Origin of the sequence: Phocaeicola barnesiae DSM 18169 = JCM 13652 (genome assembly GCF_000374585.1) — a bacterium.
GTDB classification, from domain to species: Bacteria; Bacteroidota; Bacteroidia; order Bacteroidales; family Bacteroidaceae; genus Phocaeicola; species Phocaeicola barnesiae.
In genome coordinates this window covers 1-17,717 of record NZ_KB894659.1, presented here as the reverse complement: position 1 = coordinate 17,717, position 17,717 = coordinate 1, and the positions used below count along the sequence as shown (strand labels likewise).

Annotated in this window: 12 protein-coding genes and 1 pseudogene; 4 read left to right on the top strand and 9 right to left on the bottom strand. The window is 46.6% G+C overall.

What is annotated here, in order from left to right:
- Positions 1-8: 8 nt before the first annotated feature.
- Genes murD through rsmH form a run of 6 tightly spaced genes read right to left on the bottom strand, consistent with a single transcriptional unit; the run spans position 9 to position 7,512 of the window.
- Entirely contained in the window at positions 9-1,343 is a 1,335-nt protein-coding gene (murD, locus tag C510_RS0113960) for a UDP-N-acetylmuramoyl-L-alanine--D-glutamate ligase (RefSeq protein ID WP_018711896.1), read from the bottom strand.
- A 6-nt stretch (positions 1,344-1,349) separates the two neighbouring features.
- On the bottom strand, positions 1,350-2,618 hold the full coding sequence (locus tag C510_RS0113955; protein ID WP_018711895.1) for a phospho-N-acetylmuramoyl-pentapeptide-transferase: 1,269 nt from the start codon (positions 2,616-2,618) through the stop codon (positions 1,350-1,352).
- Between the two features lie 12 nt (positions 2,619-2,630).
- Positions 2,631-4,088, bottom strand: coding sequence for a UDP-N-acetylmuramoyl-L-alanyl-D-glutamate--2,6-diaminopimelate ligase (locus C510_RS0113950; RefSeq protein ID WP_018711894.1), 1,458 nt, complete (start codon positions 4,086-4,088; stop codon positions 2,631-2,633).
- 7 nt (positions 4,089-4,095) lie between these two features.
- Positions 4,096-6,219 (bottom strand): penicillin-binding protein, encoded by a 2,124-nt coding sequence (locus C510_RS0113945; RefSeq protein ID WP_018711893.1) that lies wholly within the window; start codon positions 6,217-6,219, stop codon positions 4,096-4,098.
- A gap of 10 nt (positions 6,220-6,229) precedes the next feature.
- Positions 6,230-6,583, bottom strand: coding sequence for an FtsL-like putative cell division protein (locus C510_RS0113940; RefSeq protein ID WP_018711892.1), 354 nt, complete (start codon positions 6,581-6,583; stop codon positions 6,230-6,232).
- Positions 6,584-6,597: 14 nt separating this feature from the next.
- Positions 6,598-7,512, bottom strand: a complete 915-nt coding sequence (gene rsmH / locus C510_RS0113935; RefSeq protein ID WP_018711891.1) for a 16S rRNA (cytosine(1402)-N(4))-methyltransferase RsmH — start codon at positions 7,510-7,512, stop codon at positions 6,598-6,600.
- Positions 7,513-7,866: 354 nt separating this feature from the next.
- On the opposite strand from rsmH, the gene glsA reads away from it, so the two are divergent.
- From glsA to C510_RS0113920, 3 genes are all read left to right on the top strand, one after another.
- Positions 7,867-8,685, top strand: a complete 819-nt coding sequence (gene glsA / locus C510_RS0113930; protein ID WP_018711890.1) for a lyso-glycine lipid O-acyltransferase GlsA — start codon at positions 7,867-7,869, stop codon at positions 8,683-8,685.
- Positions 8,686-8,708: 23 nt separating this feature from the next.
- Positions 8,709-9,692, top strand: coding sequence for a glycine N(alpha)-acyltransferase GlsB (gene glsB / locus C510_RS0113925; protein WP_018711889.1), 984 nt, complete (start codon positions 8,709-8,711; stop codon positions 9,690-9,692).
- 281 nt (positions 9,693-9,973) lie between these two features.
- The gene (locus tag C510_RS0113920; RefSeq protein ID WP_018711888.1) at positions 9,974-11,551 is read left to right on the top strand and encodes an ATP-binding protein; all 1,578 of its coding nucleotides are present in this window, start codon (positions 9,974-9,976) and stop codon (positions 11,549-11,551) included.
- 77 nt (positions 11,552-11,628) lie between these two features.
- On the opposite strand, the gene C510_RS0113915 is transcribed toward C510_RS0113920, so the two are convergent.
- From C510_RS0113915 to C510_RS0113905, 3 genes are read right to left on the bottom strand one after another with little or no spacing between them, the layout of a single operon-like run.
- Entirely contained in the window at positions 11,629-13,536 is a 1,908-nt protein-coding gene (locus tag C510_RS0113915) for an O-antigen ligase family protein (protein ID WP_025892257.1), read from the bottom strand.
- Positions 13,508-14,710, bottom strand: a complete 1,203-nt coding sequence (locus C510_RS0113910; RefSeq protein ID WP_018711886.1) for a zinc metalloprotease — start codon at positions 14,708-14,710, stop codon at positions 13,508-13,510. The genes C510_RS0113915 and C510_RS0113910 overlap by 29 nt, the downstream gene beginning before the upstream one ends.
- Before the next feature lie 19 nt (positions 14,711-14,729).
- The gene (locus C510_RS0113905; RefSeq protein ID WP_154651993.1) at positions 14,730-17,324 is read right to left on the bottom strand and encodes a carboxypeptidase regulatory-like domain-containing protein; all 2,595 of its coding nucleotides are present in this window, start codon (positions 17,322-17,324) and stop codon (positions 14,730-14,732) included.
- 211 nt (positions 17,325-17,535) lie between these two features.
- On the opposite strand from C510_RS0113905, the pseudogene C510_RS17655 reads away from it, so the two are divergent.
- A pseudogene (locus C510_RS17655) lies at positions 17,536-17,717 on the top strand (IS4 family transposase); the annotation flags it as partial.

Below are 17,717 nucleotides of genomic sequence, written 5' to 3'. Positions count from 1 at the left end.
ATTTTGATTTATAGTTTGTTTACACATGCTTTGAATTGATCACCACGGTCCTCGTAGCTTTTGAACAGGTCGAAGCTGGCACAGCAAGGACTCAGCAGGACTGTTTCACCCTTCTGGGCCATCTGATAGGCTGCATTTACCGCATCCTGCATGCTCTGTACATCTACAATCGGTAAGCCGAAGCTATCAAAGAAGGCATGAAGCTTTTCGTTGTGCAGACCCAGGAATATCAGACCGGAACATTTTTCTTTCACCAGTTGGGCGATTTCGTTATAATCGTTTCCTTTGTCTTTTCCTCCCAAAATCAGTACTGTTTTTGTCTTCATGCTTTGCAAGGCATACCAGCAGGAGTTGACATTCGTAGCTTTGGAATCGTTGATGTATTCCACTCCACGTACGCGGGCTACTTTTTCCAGACGATGTTCCACGCCTTTAAAATCGCTCAAAGCTTCCCGGATACATTCGTTCCGGATACCGGCGATGTTGGCAGAAATACCGGCAGCCATGGAGTTGAACAGGTTGTGGGTCCCGGTCAATGCCAGTTCTTCCTGCTCCATGTTGAAGGCTATGGGGCGGGTGAAGTACACCTTATTCTGTTCAACGAAAGCAGCCGCGCCTTCCTCTTTCTTCTCGGCAAATGGGTAATATTGTCCGTGTATACCGTATTTATGGAGTTCACGCTGAATGACCGGGTCATCGTTCCAGAAGATGAAGGCATCTTCGTTTGTCTGGTTTTGGATGATACGGAACTTTGCATCTACATAGTTCTGTAGTTCGTAATTATAGCGGTCCAGATGGTCTGGCGTGATGTTCATCAATACGGCAATGTTTGCATGGAACTTGTACATGTTGTCCAGTTGGAAACTGCTCAGCTCAATGACATAGTAGTCATAATTGCATTCCGCTACCTGATAAGCCAGACTTTGACCGATGTTTCCTGCCAGTCCCACATTCAGACCGGCTTTCTTGAAGATATGGTAAATCAGTGAGGTAGTTGTCGTCTTACCGTTACTACCTGTGATACAAATCATTTTGGCATTGGTATACCGTCCGGCAAATTCGATTTCCGAAATAATCGGTGTACCTTGTGCTTTCAGTTTCAGAATCATTGGAGCATCGTTGGGGATACCCGGGCTTTTGATGATTTCGTCCGCATTCAGAATCAGCTCTTCGGTATGTTTCCCTTCTTCCCACTGGATGCCTCTCTCATTCAGCATGTTCTTGTATTTGTCCTTAATTTGGGACATGTCTGAAACAAAGGTATCGAATCCTTGTTTCTGTGCCAGTACGGCAGCTCCCGCGCCGCTTTCACCGGCTCCTAAGATGACAATTCTTTTTGCCATGGCTTTTTATCTTATCTTTAACGTTATAATAGTTATTGCAGCTAATACGATGGTTACAATCCAAAAGCGGACGGTAATCTTCGATTCATGAAATACGCTGTTAGGGCGTGTGAACAAGTACGTACAGCTCGGGTCGAGTTGGGCCATTGTAGTCCGGAAGTGGTCATGAATCGGCGCACGTTTGAATACGCGCCGTTTCAGCCCTTTCTTCTTTCCGGACTGGAAATATTTCACTTGCAGGATTACTGACAGGTTCTCTACCAGGAATACTCCACAGAGAATCGGAATCAGCAGTTCCTTGTGGATGATGATGGCAAACACGGCAATGATACCACCGATAGTCAGACTGCCGGTATCTCCCATGAATACCTGTGCCGGGAATGCATTGTACCACAGGAAACCGATCAGGGCTCCAATGAAGGCACAGATGAAGATAACCAGTTCCTCGCTTCCGGGGATGTACATGATATTCAGATAACCTGCATACTCAATGTGGCTGGATACATAAGCCAGAATACCGAGTGTAACCCCGATGATGGCTGAATTTCCCGCGGTCATTCCATCCATTCCGTCGTTCAGGTTGGCTCCGTTCGATACAGCTGTAACGACAAAGATGGTAATCAGTACAAAGACAATCCATCCGGCTGTCTGGGCATGGTCTCCCATGAAGCCTACGATGTCGGCATAATCCAGGTTGTTGTTCTTGAAGAACGGTATGGTGGTCTTTGTCGATTTCTGATTGTCTGTCTTATGGATGACATTGACAATCTCACCGTTTTTCTGTATTTCGACGTTCTCGCGGATGACGACATCCGGACTCAGGTACAAAGTCATACCGACGATGAATCCTAAGCCCACCTGACCGATAATCTTGAATTTTCCGTGCAGTCCTTCTTTGTCTTTCCGGAATACTTTGATGTAATCGTCCAGAAAACCTAGGGTGCCTAGCCAGACTGTCGTTATCAGCATCAGAATCATATAGATATTGTGCAGTTTACCCAACAGCAGACACGGTATCAAAATGGCTACAATGATGATGATACCTCCCATCGTCGGAACACCTACCTTGTTGACATTGAAAGGGTCAATGGAGGCATCCCGCTGTGTTTCTGTAATCTGCTTTCGCTTTAACAGGTTGATGAAGTATTCACCGAAAATCGATGATATCAGCAGGGACAAGATGACCGCCATCAGCGCTCGGAACGATACATAACCGAACATCCGCGCTCCCGGGAAATCAAATTGCTCTAAATAATTGAACAGATAGTATAACATTGTCTTATCAGATTAATGTTCCTTTTCAAAAATATCCTTTACTATTTCCTTGTCATCAAAATGGTGTTTCACCCCTTTGATTTCCTGGTAGTTCTCGTGGCCTTTTCCGGCTATCAGGATGACATCCCCCCGTTGAGCCAACATACAGGCGGTGCGGATGGCTTCTTTTCGGTCGGCGATGGAGATTACTTTCTGCATGTCTGTATCGGTCAATCCGGCCAGCATATCGTTGATGATATCCTGAGGCTCTTCAAAGCGTGGGTTATCGGAAGTGATGATAACCTTGTCGCTTCGTTTGACAGATTCCTGTGCCATCAGCGGTCGTTTCCCTTTGTCCCGGTTACCGCCGGCACCTACTACGGTGATTACCTGTCCTCTGCCACGAAGTACTTCGTGGATAGCTTCCAAGACATTGACCAATGCGTCCGGTGTGTGGGCATAATCTACGATGGCCGTATAGCCTTTCGGAGAGCGGATGGCATCGAAACGGCCTGATACCGGGCGTAGGGTACTTAGAATCAGCAGTACTTCTTCCGGTTGTTTACCCAGCAGACAAGCGGCTCCATACACAGCCAGAAGGTTGGAGGCGTTGAACCGGCCGATGAACTGTACATTCACTTCGCGGTTGTTGATATCCAGCAACATCCCTTCGAATCCGTCTTCCAGTACTTTCCCCTTGAAATCGGCCAGGGTACGCAGAGAGTAGGTTGCTGTTTTCGCTTTGGTGTTTTGTACCATAACCATACCGTTCTTATCATCCTCGTTGGTCAGCGCAAAAGCTGTTTTGGGCAGATTGTCAAAGAATGCTTTCTTTGCCTTGAGATAATTCTCAAAAGTCTTGTGGTAATCCAGATGATCGCGGGTGATGTTGGTGAAGATACCGCCGGCAAATTTCAATCCGCCGATACGTTTCTGTGCCACCGCATGCGAACTGACCTCCATAAAAGCATATTTGCAGCCTTCGTCCGCCATTCTTCCCAATAGCTTGTTCAGGGTGATCGGGTCAGGGGTCGTATGGTCGGTTGGAATAGCTTCTCCGTCGATGTAATTGCATACGGTCGAAATCAGTCCTACTTTGTAACCGAACTGACGGAACATATTATATAATAAGGTGGCGACAGTCGTTTTCCCGTTAGTACCGGTTACTCCTACCAGATCTAATTTGGATGTCGGGTCTCCATAATAGTTGGTGGCCAGTCTTCCTACCGCATCTTCAGTGTCGGTAACCTGGATGTAGGTTACTTCCGGATGCAGTGTTTCCGGCAATGTCTCGCAGACAATCGCTGCTGCACCTTTCTCAATGGCTTTCCCAATGTAGGTATGACCATCGGTTTGTGTCCCTTTTACCGCAACGAAAAGGTGTCCTTTTTCGATGAGGCGTGAGTCTATGTTGATACCGGTTATTTCCAGTTCTTGGTTACCTGTAATTGAACAGGTCTTGATGTTCTTGAGAATAATCTCCAGTTTCATATCTATATCAATGGTTAAGTGTCAATGTTATGGTTTGTCCTTTCTTGAATGAAGAGCCCGGAGTCATGTTTTGGGCAGTTACCCGGCCTACTCCAGTCAGATGTACTTTCAGTCCCATACTTTCCAGCAGGTAGACTGCATCCTTGGCTCCCATTCCTCGTACATTCGGAATCAGACTTTTGCTTTTCTTTACCTTTTCGAAGGTTGCATAGTTGGCAGAAGTCTGTGCTTTCCCCCAGATGGGGCCTTCGCCTTTCAGGGAACTTCCGTTGTTGCTTACGTTCAATGCCTGCAGTACGTAGGCCGCTTCTTTGATGTCACCGTTCTTGATGTCGGGCACCAGAATGGCCGTCGAATCTTTGGCATGTGCCAGGTCACGGTACAGGTGCTTTGCATAGACCCGTTCGGCGATGCGGCTGAACACGCTACCGGCCTGTAGACCTCCGGATGCAGGACCGTGAGGTATTTCAATCTGAACCAGACAGCTGTATTTCGGAGCTTCCGAAGGGAAATATCCACAGAAACTGACCATATATTTCACACCTCCGCTCTTATAGCCGGCGGCTCCTTGTGAAATCTGTGCGGTTCCTGTTTTCCCGGATACATTGAATTGTTTGCTTCCTGCAGGTTTGGCCAATCCTTCGGATACCACTTTCTGCAAGATTGTTCGTATCTGGGTCAGGGTGGTGTCCGAACAGATTTTCGGATTCACGACCTCGGTAGGATATTCTTCTACAATGTCCCCGTCCTTGGCAATGGCTTTTACGAACTTCGGCTTTACCATGACCCCATTATTGGCAATGGCGTTGTAGAAGTTCAGAATGTAGATGGGTGGTATCTGTGTTTCATATCCGATACTCATCCATGGCAGGGTAGTCTTGGCAAAATAACGCTCTTTCGGGCCGAGAATGCGTGGACTGGCTTCTCCTACGAATCCTAGGTTCAGAGGCTTGTCGATGCTCATACGCCGTAGACCGTCGACGAATTTCTGCGGATTGTCCCGATAGAACTTGTCGATGATGCTGGATACACCTACATTTGAAGATACCTCCAGAATCCGGGTGACATCAATTTTCCCATAGCCGCCCCGGTGCCAGTTCCAGTCTCTCATCCAGCTGCCGTGCATGTTGACGATACCGCTCTGGGTGTCTACTTCGTAATCGGGTGTGATGTATTTGTCTTCCAAGGCTACCATGATAGAAGCTGTCTTGAAGGTAGAACCCGGTTCCATCAGGTTACTTACAGCCAGATTCTTCATTTCGTAATAATTGCCGTCGCCTCCCCGGGTCATGTTCACGTTGGCTTTCACATCACCGGTAGCTACATCCATGACGATGGCAACTCCCCACACGGCATTCAGGTTCTTCAATTGGTCCACCAATGCTTTTTCCGCGATATCCTGGATACCTACATCGATGGTCGTAATGATATCATAACCGTCTACTGCCGGTTTGTCTACGATATTCAGGTACTTGTTCATCACTTTCTGGCGGTGTGTGATACCGTCCGTACCGCGCAGAATGGAATCGTAAGTCAGTTCCAGACCGTTTTTTGCCCCTTGAGCCATATCCGGATACATGTCTCCCAATGTTCGCATGGCTAATGAACCGAACGGTTTTTTGCGCTGGTTGAAAGCCAGTTCGTGGAAGCCTCCCTTATACTTGCTCAGGTTGAATACGGGTAATTCTTTGACCTGCTTATATTCGATGTAAGAGATTCGTTTCGGGTAGAGCAGGTAATTGCGGCTTTTTTCCCGGCGCCCTTGCAGGATATGTTTCCGGAAAGCTTCAGCACTTCTGTCCGGAAGAATCTGGTGTAATCCTTCGCATATTTCAGTCAGGTGTGCCATCAGTAGGCTGTCTTTTTCTTTCCCTCCAGCCAGGAAGTCCATGTAAATCTTATATTCCGGAAGACTGCTGGCCATCAGTTTTCCGTCCGAGGAAATGATATTCCCCCGGTTCGGGTGTACCACTACGTTTTCTTTGACGAAGCGGTCGGCTACTTCCTCCCAATACCCTCGTTCTGCGAACATAATGAATCCTGCTTTTGCGATGACTGCAATAGCCATCAGTGCCATTACGAACAGAATGATGGTAAAACGTGGTAATATGTCTTTTTGTCCCGGTGCCATAGTTGTACTTTTATTCTTCTTCTTCCTTGATTAAAAAGGGTGGGGTAGCTGCTGTTTGCAGTTGTCTGCCCTCGGCCGAAATATATTCTTCGATGCGTGACTGCCGGCTTTTTTCCGTCAGTTCTGATGAAATGGTCAAGGCATCATATTTGATGTCTGTCAGTTCCTTCTTCAGCCGGTCTATTTCAATCAGTTCCTGCTGGCTGGAATAGCGGTTGTCTATGTATAGAATGGTCAGTATCACAATCAGGATGAGCAGATACACTTGTCTCCGCAGGAAACTGTGCACCAGGATTTCTCCTCCGAGTATACTCCGGAGGCTGATGTGCGATGCTTCTTTCTGTTTGTTGTTCGGTTGTTCCATGCCTTTCGTGTTTTTTATTTCTTTTCTGCAATACGTAATTTAGCGCTTCTGGAGCGTGGGTTACGGGTAATCTCTTCTTCAGAAGGTACAATCACTTTGTTGTTTACCAGTTTGAAAGGTGTCTGTATGTTGCCGAAGAAATCTTTTTCGGCTTTCCCTTCCACGTTTCCGGTCTTCATGACGTTCTTTACCATCCGGTCTTCCAGGGAATGATAGGTGATGATAACGAGTCTGCCTCCCGGTCTCAAAGCTTCGGTAGCCGCATACAACATTTCTTTCAGCGCTTCCATTTCCTGATTCACCTCTATGCGGAGTGCCTGGAATACTTTGGCGAGTTCTTTCTTTTCCCGTTCTTTTCCGAACAGGGGCTTGATGATTTCCAGGAAGTCGCCGATGGTAGCTATTTTCTGTTGCATACGGGCTTTTACTAGTACAGCAGCCAGTTTGCGGCTGTTCTTCAGCTCTCCGTATAGGTAGAAAATGTCTGCCAACCGTTCTTCGTCGTAAGTGTTTACGATGTCTGCGGCCGTCATTCCTGCCCGTTTGTTCATGCGCATGTCCAGCTGTCCGTCGAACCGGAAAGAAAAGCCCCGCTCCGAGTCGTCGAAATGGTGGGAAGAAACACCCAGGTCGGCCAGAATGGCATCCACTTGGTCTACCCCATAATATCGCAGGAAGTTATGCAGGTAGCGGAAATTGCTCCGGACGAATGTGAACCGTTTGTCGTCCACGATGTTGCGCTCGGCATCCTGGTCCTGGTCGAAACTGAACAGTCTGCCTGTGGCGTCCATGGCGCTCAAGATTCCTTTTGAGTGTCCCCCTCCTCCGAATGTAACGTCTACATAAGTCCCCCCTGGCTGTATGTGCATACCCTCGATGCTTTCATGCAGGAGTACGGGGACGTGGTATGTCTGTTCTGCTTCGTTCATTTTTCTTGACAGTTTTTGTAAAATTTCTTTTTATAATATATCAAGGTGTAAAATTAGACAATTCCGTAAAAACAGCCACTATGTTCAAGCAATTATTTTCCGAGAAGTTATCAACAGGTTGTTGATTGGCGGACCCTTTATTCGGCTGTTTTTCCATTTGAATGGTTTTGCCCCTTGTGATAATACACAAAAGTATACAGACGTGTGCAAGAAATGCCCGTAATTGTCATCATTTATCAGTTTTTTAGGTCTGAAAAGTGTATTTTTTGGTCGTGAATGAGTAATTTTTCAGTCGTGAATGAGTAATTTTTCAAAAGATAAGTTACTTTTGCAAAGAAAACCTAATATGAAGTGATGGCAGACAATTCGATTTTTTTAATTGACATAGACAAGGTCCTTCGGGAAAAGGCGGGGAAAAAGGCCAAACGGATTCCCCGGTTCGTCGTGTCATATTTGAAACGTATTGTGCATCAGGATGAAATCAACAGTTTTCTGAAGGGCGTTTCCGATAAGACGGGAGTCGATTTTCTGAAGGCATGTATGGATTATCTTGATGTGAAGCTGGAGGTAAACGGTCTGGAGAATTTGCCTCAAGAGGGCTTGTGTACCTTTGTTTCCAATCACCCGTTGGGCGGTCAGGATGGAATAGCGTTAGGGTATGTGCTTGGAACCCACTATAACGGGCGTATCAAATATCTGGTGAATGATTTGTTGATGAATCTGCACGGACTGGCCCCGTTATGTATTCCTATCAATAAGACCGGTGCCCAGTCACGCGATTTTCCACGCATGGTAGAGGCCGGATTCAAGTCGGACGACCATATCATCATGTTCCCCGCCGGTCTCTGTTCACGCAGACAACAGGGGGTTATCAAAGATTTGCCGTGGAAAAAAACTTTCGTTACCAAAAGTGTTGAGACACAGCGGATGGTGGTTCCTATCCATTTTGAGGGTCGGAACTCAAATTTCTTCTACAATTTGGCTAACCTTTGTAAGTTCTTGGGTATCAAATTCAACATTGCGATGCTTTATCTGGCGGATGAGATGTATAAGAATCGTCACAAGACCTTCAAGGTAACCATTGGAAAGCCGATTCCTTGGCAGACGTTCGATAAATCCAAGACTCCTGCCGAATGGGCCGATTATGTACGCGAACTGGTGTATAAGATTTAATTTTGAGGATTTAAAAGATAAGTATGGAAGATATAATTGCTCCGATTGATAGACAAGTGCTAAAATCGGAATTGACAGAAGACAAGCGGCTGAGGTCGACGAATAAAAGTAATAACGAAATCTATATCGTTACCTGGCAGGATTCTCCGAACGTACTGAAGGAAATCGGACGTTTGCGTGAGATTGCGTTCCGTGCAGCGGGAGGAGGTACAGGGAAATCGATGGACCTCGATGAATACGATGTGATGGAGCATCCATACAAGCAATTGGTTGTATGGGATCCTGAAGCTGAAGAGATTCTGGGAGGCTACCGTTATCTGTTGGGCGATGAAGTGCAGTTTGATGCAGAGGGGAAACCGATGTTGGCTACGGCTCACATGTTCAATTTCTCTGAAAAATTCCTGAAAGAATATCTTCCGACTACCATCGAACTGGGACGTTCGTTCGTTACCTTGGAATATCAGTCTACCCGTGCGGGCTCGAAGGGCTTGTTTGCCTTGGATAACTTGTGGGATGGTCTTGGCGCTCTGACGGTGGTGAAACCGAATGTCAAGTATTTCTTCGGAAAGATGACGATGTATCCCAGCTACAACCGTTTCGGACGCGATATGATTCTGTATTTCCTGAAGAAACATTTTTCGGACAAGGATAATCTGATTACTCCGATGGTTCCGTTGCAGATAGAAGCAGACCCGGCTGTGTTGGAAAAGCTTTTCTGTAATGCGACTTTCAAGGAAGATTATAAGGTACTGAATACGGAAGTCCGTAAACTGGGATATAACATACCTCCGTTGGTGAATGCCTATATGAGTTTGTCGCCTACCATGCGTATGTTCGGTACAGCCATTAACGACGGATTCGGCGATGTAGAAGAAACCGGTATTCTGATTGCGGTTGATGAGATATTGGAAGAGAAACGTATCCGTCATATCGAATCCTTTATCAAAGAACATCCGGAAGCACTGAAACTTACTTCGGGAGCCAATCCGGTTCTTTCACGCGTATAATTTATGTATTTTATCATAAGCAGCCTGTCTACAGTTTTGTACTGTAGGCAGGCTGTTTTTTGTTGAATATACCGGATAGCGAATACTTGTTTCAGATAGCTTTTCGTTTTCGCTGGTACAGATTCTTTGGGTTATGTTGGATTTGTATCAAACGAATATCGAAGCGATTCGGGGAGAATCAAACTTGAAAAAACAGTTTTTTCGTTTGACTCTCCCCGACTTTTTTGTATCTTTGAATTTCAAACGTTTTTCCGTTATCCATTATTAATATTCATAGCTACATGAAATATCCCATTGGCATACAGAGTTTCGAACGCATCATCGAAGGCGGTTACGTCTATGTCGACAAGACTGAATTAATCTACAGGCTGACCCACGAGAGCAGTATCTGTTTCCTGAGCCGTCCCCGCCGTTTCGGGAAGAGCCTGTTGGTCTCTACGCTGGAGAACTATTATCAGGGACGTAAGGAGCTGTTCCGCGGTCTGGCCATGGAGCGCCTGGAGAAGGACTGGTATGTCTATCCGGTATTTCATGTGGATTTCAACGGAGGGAATTATACCAATGCCGGTGAGCTGGAGAATAAACTGAGGTTCTATATTTCCGAATGGGAGCGTCAGTATGGTCTTTCGGGCCGTGAGAAGGAACTTGGCTTGGGCGATCGCTTTGCAGAAGTGCTCCGTGCCGCCCACGAAGAGAGCGGCCGCCGTGCCGTAGTGCTGATTGATGAGTACGACAAGCCGATACTGGATGTGCTCGATGTGGACACCGCGCTGGAAGACCGCCACCGGAACGTACTGAAGGGTTTCTATTCGGTATTCAAGGCTGCCGACCGTCACCTTCAGTTCGTGCTTCTGACGGGTGTGACCAAGTTCTCTCAGGTGAGTGTTTTCAGCGGTTTCAACCAGCCCGACGACATCAGCATGAGCATGGACTACGAGTCGCTTTGCGGCATAACCCAGGAGGAGTTGGACCGTTATTTTGCGGAGCCTGTAGCACGCATGGCTGCGGATTACCGTTGTACGGCAGAGGAGATGCGTCAGCGGTTGAAACTGCAATATGACGGGTATCATTTCAGCGACCGGCTGACGGATATATACAATCCGTTCAGTCTGCTCAATGCTTTCAGCAAGCGCCGCATCTACGATTACTGGTTCAGTTCGGGAACTCCTACCTATTTGGTATGGCTGCTGTCCCATTTCCGTGAGAACATGAACGAACTGACTGGCAAATATTACCGTCCCGAGGAGTTTATCGACTACAAGGCCGACATGGAACAGCCCCTGCCGATGATCTACCAGAGCGGTTACCTGACCATCAAGGATTATGACATGAGACGGAACAAGTTCCTGCTGGATTTTCCTAACAACGAGGTGAAGAACGGATTTCTGACAGCTCTGGCAACTTCCTATTTAAGGCCCAAGCAGCTAGTATCCAATTGGATTGACGATGTTGTTGATTCCATGGAAGCCGGCAATCCGGAAAAGCTCTGTACGCTGTTCACCTCCTTTCTGGCAGGTATACCCTATACGATGCGCCGCAAGGAGGATGAGGCCGAGCGTGAGCGTTATTTCCAGTATACTTTTTATCTGATCATGCGTCTGGTGAGTGTCTATACGGTGTATGTGGAGAAGGTTCAGATCCAGGGCCGTGTGGACTGTATCGTAGAGACTCCGGAGTATGTCTACATTTTCGAGTTCAAGCTGGACGGTACGGCTTCCGATGCGTTGCGCCAGATAGAGGAGAAGGGTTATGCCCGCGAATACGCTTCCGATCCCCGCAAGTTGTACAGGATAGGTGCCGTCTTTTCTTCCGAGACGGGGACCATCGGCGAGTGGAAGGCGGTCTGTAGCGATGAATAGGAAGGTTGGACTGCTGCCGGTAGTTCCTTGGTAGTCGCTTTTATTCTGGTGGATGTATAACCTTCATTGTTTATGAATTATTGATTCAGACTACCGCCATACCAGTTCTGTACTTTCAAATCGTAATTCATATAGAAAAGGCTGTCGGAAGTAAGAACAGGCTGTTCCGGCAGTTTTTTATGCGACAAATCCCGCTGGAAGGCACCATAAATAAGCAGACGGTATTTCATCGTATCACCCAGCAGCAGCCATGGAGTCGTCAGATTGGGCAATGCACGGACAGCCTGTCGCAGATACTTTTCAGCTTGCAGCGTATCCCCGGCTGTATATGCCAGATAGCCGTAACGGGCATAATCGGCAGGTGCCGCGCCCGGTGCGGGACGAAAAGAAACGGCTGCCTCCCACACCCGGTTGTAGAACAGTGAATCTTGATGCTTCCATGCCTGCATCAGTTCGCCATTGGCCATACGCGGTGTGTAACGTACGGCTTCCGCCATCAGCTGTAAAGCAGCCGCACTGTCGCCTTGCTGATAGCATCGTCTGGCGTATGCCGACAGATACAGGCTGTTCCTCGGATAACGGGACGCAAGAGATTCCAAAATCGAGTCTGATTTTTCGGGATATTCATTTGCTACGGACAGGGCATACAGATATTGCAGCTGGACATCTTCCGGATGGCAGGCACAGGCAGCATCATAGTTCCTGTCCTGCAAATAATCGAGAGTGGAATCTGTCAGAAAACGGAACGACGGAATGTTCCAGCTCACCCATAAAGCCACTGCAAATGCCGGAACCATATAAGCCGTACGGTCTGTTTCGGCTGAAAGGGTTTCATCCCGTTGCAGATAAGCCGGCAAGATATAAGACATCAGCAGCAAAACAGGCGTACCCAGCCATGTGGCCTGAGCGAAATCTTTCACGAGGACAGCCAGCAGGGTTGCTGCAATGATGCGGCTGTCCGGCTTTTTCCGATGCTGCCACAAGGTCCGGACTATCATTATTCCTGCAAACAGATAAACCAACGTTCCGCATATGCCCTTCTCGACCAGAAGCTGAACCGGCAAGCTGGGGGCAATGGAAGTAAACGGCTTCGTACTGTCCTGTCCGGTAATGGCATCAACGGCATACGTATAATTACCGTTTCCATACCCCATGAAGGGACGTTCCGTAAACGCCTGCCAGGCAGCCGCAGTGCCGCTTATCCGGCTCTCGGTGCTCTGCTGCTGAGAAGCGGTACGGTTCATCTGCAGGGTGGTGTGCATCTCCTTTGGCAAGAGGACTGCAACCAGAAGCATGGCGGCCACAGCCGGCAGCCACAACCGCAGTTTTTCTGCTTTCGGGAAAAACAGCAGTGCAAAAAGCAGATAAATGCCGAGTGCAACATAGGCACCGCGCGAAAAGGAAAGCAGGATGGCCAGAAGGCATAAAAACTGAAGCGGTACCGACCAACGGCGCATCAGGCAAATCCACCCGGACACCATCAGCAGCACTTCTGCCCAGATGTTGGTGATGTAGCCCAACGGACGGAACAAAAAGCGGAAATGATACGTATCTTCGAACCCGGCTTCCAGTACCGAGCTTCGGAAAACAAAGAAGGAACAGACAGCCAGCAGGAGGGCAGCTCCTATCGGGAACAAGCTTCCCACACGTAAAACCTGCAAGGCACGCCCGTGGGCGAACAGCCTCCGGCAGACAAAATACGTTGCCAGCATATAGGCCGAATAAAAAGCCGCGTCCAGGGCAGGTATCGGACAGGCTGCATAAAAACAGGAAAAGAGGTCGGACAGGGCAAGGGCCGCTACGCATCCGTCCAGCCGGCTCCATTTCCGGAAAGGAAGCGGGCGCAGGAGCAGCAGTGCCCCAGCCACCAGCAACAGGCCGATGCGGTACGAATCTTCCACCCTGAACAGGAACAGTGCCAGAAGAATCGTCACCCCAAGCGCCACACAGATTTCTTTACCCCCGCTGTATCTTATTTCTTCCATAACGTCTTACCAGAGGGATAACAGACCTGTATACCAGATAGCCTATCAGTCCGAGAAAGACCAGCTGCATGCCGATGTTACGCAGCAAGGCAAACGGCGGCATCATCCGGTTCGACAGGTAAAGAATCAGTTCGTTCACCGCGTCGGGGAAGGTCTGTACAAACCGGTACAGGAAGGTCGGAATGACATATACGAAGTAGAATCCCATAAAAAGATTGACCGTCACCGAATAGACGAGCAGCCCGTACCGCTCCAGCGGACGGATCTGCAGCAGGTAAGGACGTTTGCCTTCCGGTCTTTTCCACAGCTTCTTCCATACGTAGCCCAGCAGTTCCAGCGAACGCTGCCGCAGGTTGGGCACCCCCAGCAGGTCGGATGCCAGCCAGTAGCCGTCGAACTTGAAGAAGGGATTCAGGGTCATCACGAAACCGAGGTTCATCACCAGAATCAGGTAACGGACGATGTCGTTTCCCGTCATCAGAAAGGCCACCAGCAGGATTATAAGCCAATAGCTCTGGAAATACACCCCGGCCAGGTTCACCACACACCGTTGCGTCCGGTCCAGCTTCCAGACTTCGGTCACATCGGTATAGAGTACGGGGAAGTTGAGGTACAGCCCGAAGCCGATGCCGCCGTGCCGTACGCCGAAGTGCTTGCAGGCGGAGGCGTGCCCCAGTTCGTGAAAGAACGATGAAGCCAGCATGAAGACGAACAGTCCCACCACCAGATAGATGTTCACCTTGTTGTTGAACAGCAGGAGGTCGGGCGTGCGGAGGAAGAACCAGGCATCCAAGGCTGCAGCCACAAGGAACACCGCCAGCATATACCCACGGTTGAACAGGAAGCGGAACGCATCCGAGAATCTGTCAACCGCCGCCGCGCTGAACAGTTCCTTCTCGTAGAGGAAAGACCGCTTCGGTGGCTTGGGCGTAAAGAGGGGCGTAATGAACTTGTCGATAATCAGCCGTACCTGTTCGGGCGTGTATTTGCCTGCCTTCTTTTTAGTGTAGGCAGCAATGGCTTCTTCTTCCGTCTCGTGGAATTGCAATTCTTTTACCAATTCCACAATGGACTGGTTCGCTTCGTAATATTGTCCCTGATATGAAAGTAAGATACGCTCCCTTTGTACTGATGAAGCTAGCGGATGAATACTAATGGCACTATATTTATTCATTGTATATTATATCTATATATTACATGCTAGCCTTTCCAGACTGCAATACTCCAGATCCGGTATCTTGATTATTGATACGTTGCCGTTGCGCATTCTTCCTTTTCCCGAAGTCCAGATTAATAGAAGCGGCGACATACACTAAGGCTTGGAAATCATTGGAGTGAACATTTGAATAACTGGTAGCAGCTTTTGATAGATTACGAGTTGCCTGAGAATAATCCTTGGAGAAAGGGAGGAATAATCCAGCAGAGAGATTCCATTTATCGGCATTATATCCTGCTCCTATCATGTGGAAGTTTTGCCCGTATGTGATTGTTTCGCCTTCCAGCGTATTGTGCCGGGTCTCCACTTGGGCATTCAGAAACCATCGACCGTAACTGGCGACCAAGGTTGCATAGAGTGCCCAATTGTTGTAGGTATGTGTATAATTGTTTCCATGCATCATGTAGCGCGAAAAGCGTGGCCGAAGTTGTAAGGAGATATATTGGCCAATCGGATGGATATTGAAAGTAGACTGCACCTGTATGCGTTGCCAGTCTTTTTGATTTTCAATTGTATTTACAATTCGGTTGTTTTCCACAAAAACAGTTTCATAGATAGGATTGTCAGCATACGTATAAGCACCGATCAATTCTACATCGAAGTACTTGTTGTTGTATGAATACATCAAACTTTGGCTATATTCTGTACTGTTCTGTAAAAACGGATTACCTCGTTTGATTTGCCATTTGTCTATTTCTTGGTCTACATCGTTCAAGTCAGACAACGAGGGGGAAGACACGTCCATGTTGAAACGATAACGTAGTGACATATTGTTTTTGAATCGATATTGAGCCAATAAGCGAGGTTGTGGATTGAAACGCTTGTAGTCTTTGTCGCCTTGTTTATAATAAGTATATTTTCCACTGATTCCTGTATTCAAGCTAAAACCACTCTTGCGATAAGTATAATCTGCAAATAAATAGGATTCAGCATAATTCAGATTGACGTTCGAAATTACATCACCTGAATAATCATTTTCTGTCCGGCTTTGGTTGTAGCGAACACCGGCATTAAACATCCCCATGTTCTCAAAATCTTTTTCATATACCGCTTCGGCAATGATGGAACGTTTTGTTCCGTCTATCGCCGAATGAATTGTGTACGAGGGGTTATCGTCTATAAGTTCATTATAATCATGTGTACTTTTAGAATCAATCAGCGTTCCAACGACATTGAATATCAACAATTGCTTATTCTTTAAATTACGCTGGTAATACAAATCCAACGATGGGGTATTTTCTTTCCAAGTAGAGAAATCTTGGAAAAATGTTTCTTGTTTGGAATTAGATGTTGTTGCATAGCCTTGGCGGTCGGAAAACTGGTTTGGTACAGTGTTAAAGTGATTACGAAATGTCGCACTAAACAGATATTTGTCTGGTTCAGAAAGCGTGTATTTCACAGAGGCTTTCACTGCTTGGTCATTATACAATGTTGGAATGCCTGTTTCCACCCGTTTTACATCGCCTTCAGGCAAAGCATAGGTATATTCATTTTCTCGAGTCCATTGTACATACGAACGGTTGTAATCCAATACTACCCCCAGTTGTGATTTTGACCAATTGTAATTACCTGCTAATGTATATTGTCCGATACCATATTTGTCAATATTTTGGTTGGCACTTGCCATCAGATATCCTCCCTGTTCCCGTTGTTTTACAATATAATTGATTACGGTGGCGGCTTGATAACGTACTCCCGGCTGGTCCAAATACTCTATCCGGATAATGTCTTTCGCTTTCAGATTCATAATTTCTGCCCGTTCTGCCGGTGCACCATTGATTTGCAACAATACCGCTCCACCGTTATCGGTGGTAATTTCATTGGTTATCGGGTTGATTCGGATACGCGAGAGCTGCATGTTTTTAATCAGTGTCCATGCATTATTTGATATATCAGATACCGCTTTGGTGGGAATCAATATCTGGCGGTTCACTTCATAACGCTTGCTGGAACCTGTTACCACTATTTCTTCAAGTTCCGTATCTGAAACCAGTGAAATGACCCCTAAGTCTATATCCTCCTTCAACCCTGAAAGTTGAATATTTTCAGTAACATACCCCACGTATGAAACGGTTATCTTATAATGGTCAGAAGGCATATCTTTCAACTCAAACATGCCTTTTGCATTGGATATGGTTCCACTCACCAACACTGTATCTTGTTTGTAAACTGCTATAGATGCACCCTCCAATATTTGCTGATTCGTATCTACTATTTTCCCTTTAACATCTATGTTTTGAGCTAATAAAAAAGTAGTGCTAAATAACATTAATGCAACAAGTAAAAATCTCATATTTTTTATATTTTCAAGATTGAATATGCCGTTGTTATCGGTTACGGTACCTTTCACGAACGAAGAGTCAGGCTGTAGGAGCCGTATGGTAGCCATCGGTATCGGATTCTGCGACGAATCCGTAACGTGTCCTGTTATTTTGTGCGCGCTATAGATGCTCAACGGGAAACAGCATATAGCTAGAATACAGAGTAAAATACGTGCTTTACATGCTTGTGCTGATTCCATTCCACCTGACACCAAAAGCGACAATGTTAAAAACAATTTTAATGTATTCATAGGCAATCTTTTATTTTGTGAGGCAAAAATAGAAGTTGCCGATTTCTTAACCAACAATTAAATTACGCAAAATTACGCATGTATTAAGCAATAAATATTTCAAGTTTCGCAAGTACTCAAATAATGTAATAAAAAAGGCTAAAGAGTTTGATAATTCGATGATTATCACTATATTAATGTCGCCAAACAAACGATATAGCACCCTTTAGCCATGAACAAAAATAGATATATTATCGGTGAACTCCAAGAGTTTTTTGCAAAGAATGACTCTAGCAAGGCAATAAACAGCATATCAACCATTATGAACAGCATAAGGATACAAAGCAAAGTCATCGGGTCAGTTAAGAATCCGAATTGCAAATTCACCTGTCTTCAGGTGTTGCAGCTGCTTGT

Bases quoted from the DNA above. Each gene is read 5' to 3' on its own strand.
- glsA (WP_018711890.1), top strand. From the start codon at position 7,867: ATGGCAGACAATTCGATTTTTTTAATTGACATAGACAAGGTCCTTCGG.
- C510_RS0113950 (WP_018711894.1), bottom strand. From the start codon at position 4,088: ATGAAACTGGAGATTATTCTCAAGAACATCAAGACCTGTTCAATTACA.
- rsmH (WP_018711891.1), bottom strand. From the start codon at position 7,512: ATGAACGAAGCAGAACAGACATACCACGTCCCCGTACTCCTGCATGAA.
- C510_RS0113905 (WP_154651993.1), bottom strand. From the start codon at position 17,324: ATGAATACATTAAAATTGTTTTTAACATTGTCGCTTTTGGTGTCAGGT.
- C510_RS0113920 (WP_018711888.1), top strand. From the start codon at position 9,974: ATGAAATATCCCATTGGCATACAGAGTTTCGAACGCATCATCGAAGGC.
- murD (WP_018711896.1), bottom strand. From the start codon at position 1,343: ATGGCAAAAAGAATTGTCATCTTAGGAGCCGGTGAAAGCGGCGCGGGA.
- C510_RS0113955 (WP_018711895.1), bottom strand. From the start codon at position 2,618: ATGTTATACTATCTGTTCAATTATTTAGAGCAATTTGATTTCCCGGGA.
- C510_RS0113915 (WP_025892257.1), bottom strand. From the start codon at position 13,536: ATGGAAGAAATAAGATACAGCGGGGGTAAAGAAATCTGTGTGGCGCTT.
- glsB (WP_018711889.1), top strand. From the start codon at position 8,709: ATGGAAGATATAATTGCTCCGATTGATAGACAAGTGCTAAAATCGGAA.
- C510_RS0113945 (WP_018711893.1), bottom strand. From the start codon at position 6,219: ATGGCACCGGGACAAAAAGACATATTACCACGTTTTACCATCATTCTG.
- C510_RS0113940 (WP_018711892.1), bottom strand. From the start codon at position 6,583: ATGGAACAACCGAACAACAAACAGAAAGAAGCATCGCACATCAGCCTC.
- C510_RS0113910 (WP_018711886.1), bottom strand. From the start codon at position 14,710: ATGAATAAATATAGTGCCATTAGTATTCATCCGCTAGCTTCATCAGTA.